Here is an 11,705-nt window from a genome sequence, read left to right on the forward strand (position 1 = left end):
ATTAGCTCAGGGTAAACCGCTATGCTAATCTCGTTTAAATGTCTGATTTATTTCACTTTAAAACTCATTACGATTCTCCAATGCATAAACCGGGGTTAAACAATTCTTTTCTCAAACTTACTTGATGAACATAATGTCATCAAAATAAAGCGTCTCACTTTTGTCTGGACCTTTAACTCTCCAGCCTATTTGCTTTAAGGTGGTTCCAGGATACCAGAAGTCAAGGTCTGCAATAGCTATCTTGTAGTAATTCCATATTTCAGGAGCTACATCAATCTTATTTTTATCGTCAAATCCTCCAAATCCTGCTTTCGAGGCATCGGACTGAATCCATAGAGAAATTGGCACAGAACCACCTTTCACAGAAAAAGTAATGTACTTAAAGTCTGCTTTGTACGGCACAGATGGGCTCCAGTTACTGATTCCTGCTAAATGCCAGTTTCCACCTGCATAAACTTTTGAAAGGGAAGATTCTCCAGCAAATGCTTGATCTGAATTAACCAGAAGTGCATCTCCCCATGAACCATTGGCAAAGCCATCAGCAAATGCCTCATCAAATATTACATATGCCTCATCTGCATTCACAAACTTGTAAGACAGAGCATTAAAGGTGCCACTAGAATTGGTTATGTCCAGCGTTACTTCGCTTAAGGTCGTTTTAGGGAACCTTAGTGTCATCGTTTCATCACCCACTTTATCTTTGGTTCTCCCCACGATTTCCACTTCTTCTGTAGTTCCTGTAAAAGTTACCGAGCTCACATCAGCAAAGTTTTTACCCTTTAAAACGATATCTCCTCTGCCCTTTCCAAAAGTCCTTTTATTGGAGGCATAAACAGCTGCTTTAGCTATAATCTTAAAATCATGGGTTACCTCTCCATGAGAAGTCACAATTTTAATTTGGTTATCAGCAGTTGCATCTGTTGGTGCTTCTGCAGGTATCCTTATTATAAGCACATTATCTGTATTGTAGGTTGGGTTAAAACTCGTTTGGTAACCGTTAAAATACACATAAACAGCCCCCCCTATGTTATTTCCTTTTATGACCAAAAGCTCGTAAGGTTCTGCACCAGTAATAAGGCTATCCGCATAGCTGCTAATGGTATCTAAAATAAATACACCACTCACTGTTGGTACGCCAGTGCTAAAGCCTGGCACACCGTCGTCGTCTTTCTCACAACTGGAAAGAAATGAAATCGCGGCCAGCATCACCAAAACGGCTATGCCCGAAATCTTCTTATATAAATATTGATTCTCTTTTTTCATTTTTCTTGTCTTTTTATGGAGAAACAGCTCTGTTTCTCTACAGCATAATTTCTAATTAAACTTGTAAGGAACAGGGTCTTTTAAAAGGTTAGGAGCCTGAGCAGTTTCGGTATCTGGAAGAGGCAAATAAAACTTAGAAGGCACCAATGTGAACCTTTCTTCATTACGATTAATGAACTGGAATTCTCTCTTTTTCTGAGGAGTACCCGTACCTTCAACTATTCTAATGGTATAAATTCCTCTTATTTGATTTCCAATGATGTCTATCACTTTCTGAGGATTGTAATAATAGAGTCTTACCATATCATACCATGCATCTCCTTCTACCGCAAACTCATACCTTCTTTCGTGCAGTAAATCGTCTAGCGTAAAAGAACTTACGGGTGCCAAAGTGGCTCGCTCTCTAATGGCATTGAAGTATTTTAATGCTTCCGGATCGGCAGTAGAAGCATTATTACCTAAAATAGCCTCCGCATAAATTAAATATACATCTGCCAAACGCTGCATATAGGTGTTGTTAGGGGCGTTTTGCTGCTGCCCTAAACCACCATTATCATCTGGTGTTCCTACAACATATTTTTTAAAGTTCGCAAAAGTAGTCCAAGCATTTTCCGCTGGAACAGGCACTCTATAACCTCCTTTAGATTTTACCAATTCAGGATAATGATCGGCAGGAAGCATGAAAGTCGCTTTTCTTCTCACGGAGTCCGCAGGGTCTAGATTAATCAAATAATCGTAAGAAGCTCCGTTTCCTCCACCCCATCCATCTTGGAATCCAGTAAGCTGGCTATTGGCTGCAAACTGAGATTGAAATTGGTTTCCTGAACCATAACCACCATTACTCACCCATTGTAGACCAAAAAGCTGCTCTGGATTATTATTATTAGCTGTCAAAAACAAATCTGAATAATTCTCCATAAGCTGAAAAGGACCATTCTCAATCACATCTTTGGCTAATACTTTAGCTTTATCTAAGTAACCTTGATCCCTTTGTCCATTACTAGAACCTAAACCTGCTCTAGTTAAATAAAACCTTGCCAGCATGCCTTTGGCGGAATAGGCATTTAGTCTTCCACTACCAGGAGTAGAAGTGGTAGGAAGTAGTTCCACAGCCGCTTGTAAATCTCTTATTGCAAACTCCCAAACCGTCTCAACCGTATTTCTAGCCAGCGTGGTATCTGCACCTTGTTTCAGGTTATCTGTAATGATAGGCACTGGACCCCAGTTTTGAACCAAATAATAGTACGACAAACCTCTCATGTATCTGGCTTCTCCTATAGCCCTGTTTTTGGCTTCTTGAGAAACCGCTGGTTTAGCATAGGTTTCTACGTTATACATTAAAACATTACACTGAGCCACTATGGTAAAGAAAGAGTTCCAAGAGTTTCTCATGTCAGAGTTGGTGTTTGACACATTAAACTGATAAAACTGCTCCCAGTTGGTATTATAAGGGCTTAACATATTGCCGGCACGACCATCACCAAAAGAAAGTAGAGCCTGCCCGTTTGAGCCAAACCAAACTTTATTATAAAGTGCTGCAGTTCCAGCTAAAAGCTCGGCATCTGTGTTAAAAAAATCTGGTGCCGTAAGGTTATCCAAGGGAGGCGTTTCTAAGAACGACTCTTTACAAGAAGTAAAACCGAATACCGTTAGAGCAACAAATAAAAATTTCAATAAATTATATTTTCTCATTTTCCTATTATTAAAAATTATCTATTGTACTATTAAAAATCAAATGATGCCGACATCGTGTACATTCTAGAAGAAGGATAACGTCCATTATCAAAACCAGGAACACCAGCAGAAGTACCTACCTCTGGGTCATATCCTGAATACTTGGTAAACGTAAAGGCATTCTGAACACCTGCTGCTATCTTCACGCCGTTGATTGGCAGGTATTTCTTTAGTACAGATTTAGGCACGAAGTAGCTCAGCTGAATATTTTTAACTCTGATGTAAGAGCCATCTTCCACAAATTTGTCTGTGGCACGGCCACTGTTTCCATATGCAGTTCCTGAGATTCTAGGAACCGAAGTTCCTGGATTCAATAAAGTGAGCGTTTCATCTAACTCTTGGCTACTTGGTTTAGCAAAAGTTGACGCCTCTTTATAAGCACCATGGATGTAGTTTCTGAAAGCAGAGTTATCAAATCTAAGTTGATTAAAAATCTTGTTTCCATAGACACCTTGTGTAAAAACAGATAACTCTAAACCTTTGAAAGAAACGGAATTAGAAAAACCAAAAGTGAATTTAGGCCAAGGGTTTCCTATAAACGTTCTGTCTTTATCGTCAATCACTTGGATATTTTCTCCTAGTTCTGGGTCATAGTATTCCGTTTTATCACGATTAACATATTTCACGTCTCCTACCCACGCCTGATCGTAACCTACATGTATTCCTGTAGGAAGAGCTGCTGAAGTTAAATCATTATAATCTTCAATTAAACCATCTGCCTCATAGCCATAAAACTGAAACAATGGCTGGCCAACTATAGAACGGGAGATGACTCTGGTAAACCATGGGAACCTGTCAATAATGGCTCTTTCAGTATTTAATTTCAACAGTTTATTTCTATCTAAAGAAATATTAAAATCACTTCGCCATGTAAAGTCGCTAGAAGTATTACCTCTGATAGGTGTTGTATTAATGGCAATACCAAATCCTCTATTTTCCATGTCTCCAATATTAACAACCGGAGCTCCAATACTTCCCTGACCTACCGTTCCGGCATATGCTGGTAAAGGTAAATCTGTGATAAGATCCGTGGTTTTTCTTAAATAAGCATCAAAGATTATTTGAACACGGTCGTTTAACATATTCATGTCGAAACCAGCATTATAGGTCGTGGTGTTTTCCCATTTAATATCTGGGTTTGGGAACCTTGCTGCTAAGAAACCTTGACCAGATTGCGTAGCAGCTGTACTAAGCGGAGCATAAGTATTTTTTCCCCAATACTGATTTCCTGTAGTACCGACTTCAAATCTCAGTTTCAAATCGTTTATGAAAGTAACATCCTCCATAAAGCTTTCTTTAGATACCCTCCATGCGGCAGATACAGAAGGAAAATATCCCCATCTGTTATTTGGACCAAAGTAAGAAGAGGCATCCGCTCTGAAGGTTCCTTGGAAGATATACTTGTCGTCAAATACATATCCTAATCTTGTGAAATATGACTCCTGAGAGTTATCATCTCTTCTACTGCCACTTAAAGAAGTTTTTGGGTCCCCAAGGCTTAGCTCAGAAAGTGCGTTATTGGTAAAACCTGTTACTCTACCAGAAAGCTGCTCATTAAAAGAATACTGAGCTTCATGTCCTACAATCACATTAAAGCTATGTTTTTCTAAGAAGGTCTTCGCATAATTAATTCTTTGGTTAGCACTCCAGAAATAGTTATTCCCGCTATACCTTTCCGATGTAGAAATTGGGTTATTAGCACCTTGTGTAAGGTCATTGGCTCCGAAAGAGTAGGAAGGACGGAAAATAGCTCTGGTGTCGTTTCCATAATTGCCGTTAATCTCCGTATGGAATGTAAAATCCTTTAAGAAATTCAAATCTGCGTAAAGTGTACCGAAAGCGGTCATACGCTTATATTCATTGGTATTAATTAAAGCCAATGCCACAGGGTTAGTGATTTTAGCAGAATATTGTCCTGGAATAACATCCTGAGGACCACCGAAGGTACCGTCAGGATTATAAACCGGAGCGTTAGGTGATTGACGAATGGCTGTACTAATTACATTATCCTCATTGATAGATAATTTCTCATCCGTTCCTGAAACAGACAAATTAGTACCAATTTTCAAGTATTTCCTGGCGTTACTCTCCAAGTTCATTCTAAAAGATTTTCTCTTAAAACCAGAGTTTGGAGCTATACCGTCTTGGTTCATAAGTTCGGTAGAAAGATAATAAGTCATTTTATTGGTACCACCGCTCATAGAAAACTGCTGCTTTTTCATGGCCGCTGTTTTAAACAAGGCCGACTGCCAGTTAGTACCTAAGCCTAAAATAGAGGGGTCTGCAAATTCCATATTATGACCATAACCTACTTCATCTGCCCAAGCATTGCTATAAGCAGCATACTCTCTCAAATTCATCATCTCAAGCTGATTTGGGAGACTTTGAAAGTTATACATGGTCGTAAAATTCACTTTTGCATCTCCAGCTTCTCCTTTTTTCGTGGTAATTACAATGACACCATTAGAAGCCTTAGAACCATAAATAGATTGGGCAGAAGGTCCACTCAATACGTTCATAGAAGCAATATCATCTGGGTTTATACTAGAAAGGATATTGGACTGACCGTCAGAACCAATCCCTTGTGATGGAGCATCCTGAGGAATGATTTGAACACCATCTATCACATACATCGGCTGGTTATTACCATTAATAGTAGATAAACCTCTTATATATACAGCTGCGGCACCGCCTGGCTTTCCAGAATTACTGGCCACAAATACGTTTGGAGCTCTACCTTGAAGTGCCTGGTCTAAGGTCGTATTAACCGTCTTTTTCAATTCAGACTCACCGATGTTTGTCTGAGCACCAGAAAGAAGACGCTTGCTAGAAGAGCCATAACCCACTACCACTATTTCGTCTAGTGAATTGGTACTTTCTCTTAAAGTAATATCTATGATGCTTTTATTACCTACCGCAATTTCCTGCTTTTCAAAACCAATAGAGGTAATGACTAAAACGGCATTACTTCCCGCCTCTATGCTATAGTCGCCATCCATATTCGTAACAGCACCCTTAGCGGTTCCTTTCACCAGTACACTAGAACTCGGTATTCCCTCGCCATCTTCACTCGTTACTTTTCCCGAAACCTTTCTGGCATTTTGACCAAAGCCATCTGCAGGAAACAAGTAAATAAGTGAAGCAATTAACGCTAGCCATATTGTTCTCAAATTTGGCAACGCATAACTTCTTTGTAGTTTTTTTTGCATAGAAATAAAAATTAAGGTTGTTTTTAGGCTTGTAGGGCTGCTTATTTCAATATAGGGCACGCCATACTTTATAAATAAAGTCCAAAATTACCCTCTATTTATACCAATACTCTAATGGTATTCCCCCATTTTTAAAACCAAGGGTAAACCCTGAGATCTTACATTACAAAACCATCTTGAAAGAAAATATAACGTTGAATTATACTATGGGAATAGAAATAGTAATGGAGGTACCATTCTTATTATCAGAATGTAGGTTCAGTAAACCTTGTAGATAATCTACCCTAGAACGGATATTATTCCACCCACTAGAATCTGTTTTTATTAGGCTCTCTTCAAAACCCTTACCGTCATCTTCAACCGTAAGATTTACGGTTTTGTCTGAAAAAATAATTTGAACCAATATTTCCTTGGCCGCAGCATGTTTCAGAGAATTGGTCAGAAGCTCCTGTATGATTCTGTAAACCATTAAGTTCTTATTCTTCCCTAAATCCTTTGGTTTACCAAAATGTTCAAAGATAATATTGGGGTGTGTGCCACTTTGCTTGAATACGAAATCCTGTAAGGCTTTCACTAGGCCAAAGTTTGTAAGATTGCTGGGCTGCATATTGCTAGAAATATTTCGAAGTTCAGAGCAAGCTTCGTCAAGCATTCCTAATGTTTTTTCATGCGTAAGCCCTTTGCCCATTAAAATTTTAATTCTAGAAAGCATGGTACCTAAGCCATCATGAAGCTCTTGGGCTATTCGTTCCCTTTCCTTTTCTTGACCTATTATAAGAGCGTTTAGTGTACCAATCTGATTATTCTTGTTGGCTTGGTTTATTTCCAACATATTAATCGCTCGCCTATTTATAAAAGCTATGACTAAAAGAACAAGAATAAGCAAGGTTAAAAACAGTACCCCAATATACATCCGCTGCCTAGTCTCTAATTTTTCAATCTCGCTTTCAGCAATTTGTTTCTCCAAAGCCAACTTAGCCACCATTATTCTCTCATTCTCTATCAGATTATAATCACTAAAGACCTCAGGTCCGACTCTATCTTAGAATTATAGATTTTCTCAACCATCTTTAAAGTCAAGTCGCCATATTTATGGGCATTGGCATAATCCTTTTTCAAAAAATAATAATTCTCCAGATTACGGTAAAACTCCTTTTTCAGCTGAAAAAGAATTTCATTATTTTCCACTAATTTCAAGCCTTGCAAAAGAGCTTCTAACCTTTTATCTTCCTGCTTTAATGCGTTATAACAAATGGATTTAAAATAAAACGAAAGCCCTTCAACCCAATCAATCTTTAACCTATGTCCTATTTCATAACTAATTTCGGCATGTTCTAGAGCCCTTTGTATTTCTCCTCTTCTCGAATAGTAATCTGCATAGGAAGAGTGTATTCTAGCTTTGAAACCTTCGTCTTGAACTTTTTCATTAAGCATTTCTGCTCGCCTTAATTTCTCAGATACATGATCAAAGCTGTTTTCATGAATATCAATATTGGCCAGGTTTATTAAATGTCCCAACTCTAAGGATGGCCAGTTATTATTCCTAAAATAATGGACAGAAGTGGCTATATATTCCTTGGCAAACTTCTTTATATAGGCTCTGCCCATATAGTAGGAACCAATGGCTCCACGAATATTATAATAATTTACCGAGTCTCCCACAGCCAAGAATAACTCCATACTTTTGTGTAAAGTGGCCATAGGAGAAATATCGGGTACTTCAGAATGCTCCTCCTTTTTGGAATAACACCAATAAGTAAAAGCTAAACCCAATGTATCTTTTTCTATTTCATATTTTTGTAGCAAGCTGTCAAGTTGTACCTTGGTGAAAGACTGATTCCAATCTGGATATTGAGCAAATGAACTGGTGAGACTTAAAAAGCCCACCATCAATAAATAGATTTTGGAATGCAGCTTCATACAATTTCTGCTAATGATTTAAACTAAAAAGTACAATGATAAGGGTATTATTGGTAGATGACCATAAAATTTTCACAGAAGGTGTTTCTTCCTTATTGCAACAAGAGTCGGATTTTGAAGTGGTAGGAGAATGTCAAAATGCCAATCAAGTTAAAAACGCACTGAAAGAAAACAATATCGACGTCGTACTTTTAGACATCAATTTGGGGGAAGACAGCGGTCTAAATGTATGCACCTATATTGATAAAAAACACCCAGAAATTAAAGTGCTGGCCATGTCCATGTATAATGACGAAAGTTTCATTACCAAAATGATGAAAAATGGAGCGTCTGGTTATATTTTAAAAAACACTGGAGGCGAAGAATTACTTAAAGCCCTAAGAACCGTTTATAAAGGAGAAACCTATCAAAGTAAGGAGGTTACAGATATAATAATGCTGAGTCTTTCCCGACAAAAAACAACGGAAAACAATCTTTATGAACTAAGGTTTACAAGAAGAGAAAAAGAGGTATTAGAACTTGTGGCTAAAGGTAAAACCACAAAAGAAATAGCCACAGAGCTATTTATAAGCAACAAAACCGTAGAAACTCATAGGAGCAATCTGCTTTCAAAATTTGAGGTAAAAAACATGATTAGCTTGCTGAAGTTGGCTATGGAGTATGGGTATATAAAGTGAGATTTAAACACATGAAATAAACTAGAATCACACAGACTTTCTAACCGTATTTCAGCGTAATATTGATACATACTTTAAGATAAAATTGGCATATCACCTTATTTATGGCAAATCAATAATTACATGATAAAGAATCATTTAACAGCTATCATATTTTCAACGGCTATTCTTCTTTTCGCCCTTATTCTGGGCAATGCCGTTAAAAACAGAAACAGACACCAGAACAACATTTCTGTGACAGGTCTGGGGACAAAAGATTTCACTTCCGACCTGATTGTATGGTCTGGAAGCTTCTCAAAAAAGGAGTACAATTTGAAAGTGGCCTATGCCACACTAGACAAAGACAGAGAGATTTTACGAAACTATTTAGTGTCAAAAGGAATAGCGGATAGCTCCATTGTTTTCTGTGCTGTTACCATCAATAAAGATTTTAGCTCAGATTATAATGAAGCCACCAGAAATACCGTGACCGTTTTCACAGGGTATAATTTGACCCAGAATGTTTTTGTGGAAAGCAAAGACGTTAACAAGGTGGAAAGTGTGTCTAGAATGGTGAGTGAAATCATAAATTCGGGTGTAGAATTCTATTCGAATTTTCCAGAATATTATTATACCAAACTGGCAGAATTAAAAGTAGAAATGATAGCCGAGGCCACCAAAGATGCTAAGTCTAGGGCTGAGAAAATTGCAGAGAATGCAGGTTCGTCTATCGGAGATTTAAAAAACGCAAGCATGGGGGTTTTCCAAATTACTGGACAAAACTCCTCCGAAGATTACTCTTGGGGTGGAGTTTATAACACAACTTCTAAAAACAAAACCGCTGCCATTACCATAAAACTGGATTATGAGATAGATTGAGTTCTTAGAAAAATTAAAGCAAAAGCCCTCCAAGAATTTTTCTTGGAGGGCTTTTCAGAACACTATTTCACCTATTCCTATATCAATTTCCAGCCGTCCCTGTACTTACGACTCACAAATTTGTTGGCCTCGTCGTAGTTGGTCACTTTCATATTATCACCATCCCACATTAATTTCTTACGACCTTCATACTTCCTTCCTCTACCGCTTCCTGAAGTACTTTCTTGGTAACTTCTGATAGCCAAATTACCCATAATTACGGTTTCTGTCAATGGACCTGAATAATCAAATGATGACGTTAGCCCTTTATGTTCTTTGCTTCCAAAACCTGCTTTAACAGCCTCAACCCAGTTGGTATGGTGACCATATTCCGACATATCAGCGTTTTTCATGCCAGCGTTATATTCCTTAGGCACTTCTAATATTTCACCAGAATTCAAGTAGATTTTAGCTCTTTGTCCATAAGACGTACATACCATTACTCCTTTTTCTCCTTCCATGATAACACCATTAGCACTATCAGCATCCCCTACACTATGATCAGCAGGAATAATATCTGGGTGGAAAGGTCGAATTCCGCCATCTGACCACCTCATGGTTACTTCTTTCTTATTTGCTGCCGAGGCAGGAAATTTCACTTGAACACTAGAAGAAGGTGGACAACCTTCTGGGATATACTCCGCTTCCCAGTCTTTTAAGAAAACCTGTCCTACACTACACTCTACCTCGGTAGGGTACCCTAATTCTAAAACTCTAAATGCTGGGTCAATCAGGTGACAACCCATATCTCCTAAAGCACCAGTTCCAAAATTCCACCAGCCACGCCATTTGAATGGATGATAAAGTGGGTGATAATCTACCATGCTTGCTGGCCCTACCCAGAGATCCCAATCTTTAGCTGAAAGTCCTGCTGGCAATGGTTTCTTTTCTGTTGGCACAGGAATTCCTTGTGGCCAAACGGGTCTGTTAGTCCAAATATGTACTTTATCAATATCACCTAACAAGCCAGCTTTAAACCATTCAATCATTTTTTGCTGTTCGGGATTAGAAGCACCCTGATTTCCCATCTGAGAAACCATCTTGTATTTCCTAGCCGCTTCGGTAAGCATTCTGGCCTCATAAATATTATGAGTCAGCGGTTTTTGCACATATACGTGAACGCCATTTTGCATGGCTGTCATAGCCGCTATACCGTGGTTATGATCTGGCGTAGAAATGGTAACACCATCAATGTCTTTCTGCTGGTCAAACATCTCTCTAAAGTCCTTGTATATCTTGGCCTTAGGAAATAATTTGATAGAACTAGCAGCTTCATTTAAATCTATATCACATAAAGCCACCACGTTTTCCGAACCTTTGTTCCATGCATTTCTAATATCGCTAGAACCTTTCCCTCCAGCACCAATAGCCGCCAAATTCAATTTGTCGCTAGGGGCTTTAAATCCTTTACCTAAAACATGGCGGGGAACAATGTAAAAAGAGCCGGCAGCCAGGGCTCCTTTTTTAATAAAATTTCTTCTAGAATTTTTCTTCATTGATAGGGTGTTTTTGATTGATAGGGTGTTTTTGTTTTTCGAACAATAATTCATTTGTTTTACATGGCAAACCAAGAAGGACTTCACAAAAAAGTTTAAATGACTACCTAAAGGTCAAATTCGTCGACAAGAAAAAGGCAAAACTTCTTGGTTCTAATTCTTCACAATTTTGTAAGTTTTTGTGGATTTTCCAATATTTAGTTTGATAATGTAAACACCGGCATCCTGTTTATTCAAAGCCCTAGAAAGCCTTTTTTGTATTATCACCTCGTGCCCTCTGGCCTTTTGTAACACATCACCGTTTACATTAAAAAGTTGAAGTTCTATGTGAGAACCTGTATTTTTCACTATGCCCAATTCCAGCTTTTGACCGGATGGATTTGGGAAAATTAATACCTTGTCAATTTCAGAAAAGTGAACCTTAGAAGTGGCAGGCTGTAACATAAATCTACTCATCACTGGAAGGTGGTCGGAAGTATTATCCGGATAGCCATCTATGTTCACAAATG

Annotated in this window: 9 protein-coding genes; 2 read left to right on the top strand and 7 right to left on the bottom strand. The window is 38.3% G+C overall.

Annotation, left to right across the window (positions count from 1 at the left end):
• Positions 1–117: 117 nt before the first annotated feature.
• From ACTBZY_RS06425 to ACTBZY_RS06445, 5 genes are all read right to left on the bottom strand, one after another.
• A complete protein-coding gene (locus ACTBZY_RS06425; protein ID WP_463045524.1) occupies positions 118–1,263 on the bottom strand; it encodes a cell shape determination protein CcmA in 1,146 nt (381 codons plus the stop codon).
• A gap of 51 nt (positions 1,264–1,314) precedes the next feature.
• Positions 1,315–2,955, bottom strand: coding sequence for a RagB/SusD family nutrient uptake outer membrane protein (locus ACTBZY_RS06430; RefSeq protein ID WP_463045525.1), 1,641 nt, complete (start codon positions 2,953–2,955; stop codon positions 1,315–1,317).
• 32 nt (positions 2,956–2,987) lie between these two features.
• Positions 2,988–6,206, bottom strand: coding sequence for a SusC/RagA family TonB-linked outer membrane protein (locus ACTBZY_RS06435; RefSeq protein WP_463045526.1), 3,219 nt, complete (start codon positions 6,204–6,206; stop codon positions 2,988–2,990).
• 199 nt (positions 6,207–6,405) lie between these two features.
• Positions 6,406–7,191, bottom strand: a complete 786-nt coding sequence (locus ACTBZY_RS06440; protein WP_463045527.1) for a sensor histidine kinase — start codon at positions 7,189–7,191, stop codon at positions 6,406–6,408.
• A gap of 17 nt (positions 7,192–7,208) precedes the next feature.
• The gene (locus ACTBZY_RS06445; RefSeq protein ID WP_463045528.1) at positions 7,209–8,126 is read right to left on the bottom strand and encodes a hypothetical protein; all 918 of its coding nucleotides are present in this window, start codon (positions 8,124–8,126) and stop codon (positions 7,209–7,211) included.
• Positions 8,127–8,161: 35 nt separating this feature from the next.
• Here ACTBZY_RS06445 and ACTBZY_RS06450 point away from each other — a divergent pair, with 35 nt between their 5' ends.
• Together ACTBZY_RS06450 and ACTBZY_RS06455 are read left to right on the top strand one after the other, a co-directional pair.
• Complete coding sequence (locus ACTBZY_RS06450) at positions 8,162–8,803, top strand: response regulator (RefSeq protein ID WP_463045529.1); 642 nt, start codon at positions 8,162–8,164, stop codon at positions 8,801–8,803.
• Positions 8,804–8,926: 123 nt separating this feature from the next.
• Entirely contained in the window at positions 8,927–9,661 is a 735-nt protein-coding gene (locus ACTBZY_RS06455; RefSeq protein WP_463045530.1) for an SIMPL domain-containing protein, read from the top strand.
• A gap of 77 nt (positions 9,662–9,738) precedes the next feature.
• Here ACTBZY_RS06455 and ACTBZY_RS06460 read toward each other — a convergent pair whose 3' ends face one another.
• Both ACTBZY_RS06460 and ACTBZY_RS06465 read right to left on the bottom strand, forming a co-directional pair.
• Positions 9,739–11,196: a Gfo/Idh/MocA family protein gene (locus ACTBZY_RS06460; RefSeq protein WP_463045531.1), complete on the bottom strand. Its 1,458-nt coding sequence runs from the start codon at positions 11,194–11,196 to the stop codon at positions 9,739–9,741.
• A gap of 153 nt (positions 11,197–11,349) precedes the next feature.
• The coding region (locus ACTBZY_RS06465; protein ID WP_463045532.1) for a T9SS type A sorting domain-containing protein at positions 11,350–11,705 on the bottom strand (356 nt) is incomplete at its 5' end.

The organism is Arcticibacterium sp., from assembly GCF_055134445.1.

Bases quoted from the DNA above. Each gene is read 5' to 3' on its own strand.
- ACTBZY_RS06440 (WP_463045527.1), bottom strand. From the start codon at position 7,191: ATGGTGGCTAAGTTGGCTTTGGAGAAACAAATTGCTGAAAGCGAGATT.
- ACTBZY_RS06430 (WP_463045525.1), bottom strand. From the start codon at position 2,955: ATGAGAAAATATAATTTATTGAAATTTTTATTTGTTGCTCTAACGGTA.
- ACTBZY_RS06435 (WP_463045526.1), bottom strand. From the start codon at position 6,206: ATGCAAAAAAAACTACAAAGAAGTTATGCGTTGCCAAATTTGAGAACA.
- ACTBZY_RS06460 (WP_463045531.1), bottom strand. From the start codon at position 11,196: ATGAAGAAAAATTCTAGAAGAAATTTTATTAAAAAAGGAGCCCTGGCT.
- ACTBZY_RS06450 (WP_463045529.1), top strand. From the start codon at position 8,162: ATGATAAGGGTATTATTGGTAGATGACCATAAAATTTTCACAGAAGGT.
- ACTBZY_RS06445 (WP_463045528.1), bottom strand. From the start codon at position 8,126: ATGAAGCTGCATTCCAAAATCTATTTATTGATGGTGGGCTTTTTAAGT.
- ACTBZY_RS06425 (WP_463045524.1), bottom strand. From the start codon at position 1,263: ATGAAAAAAGAGAATCAATATTTATATAAGAAGATTTCGGGCATAGCC.
- ACTBZY_RS06455 (WP_463045530.1), top strand. From the start codon at position 8,927: ATGATAAAGAATCATTTAACAGCTATCATATTTTCAACGGCTATTCTT.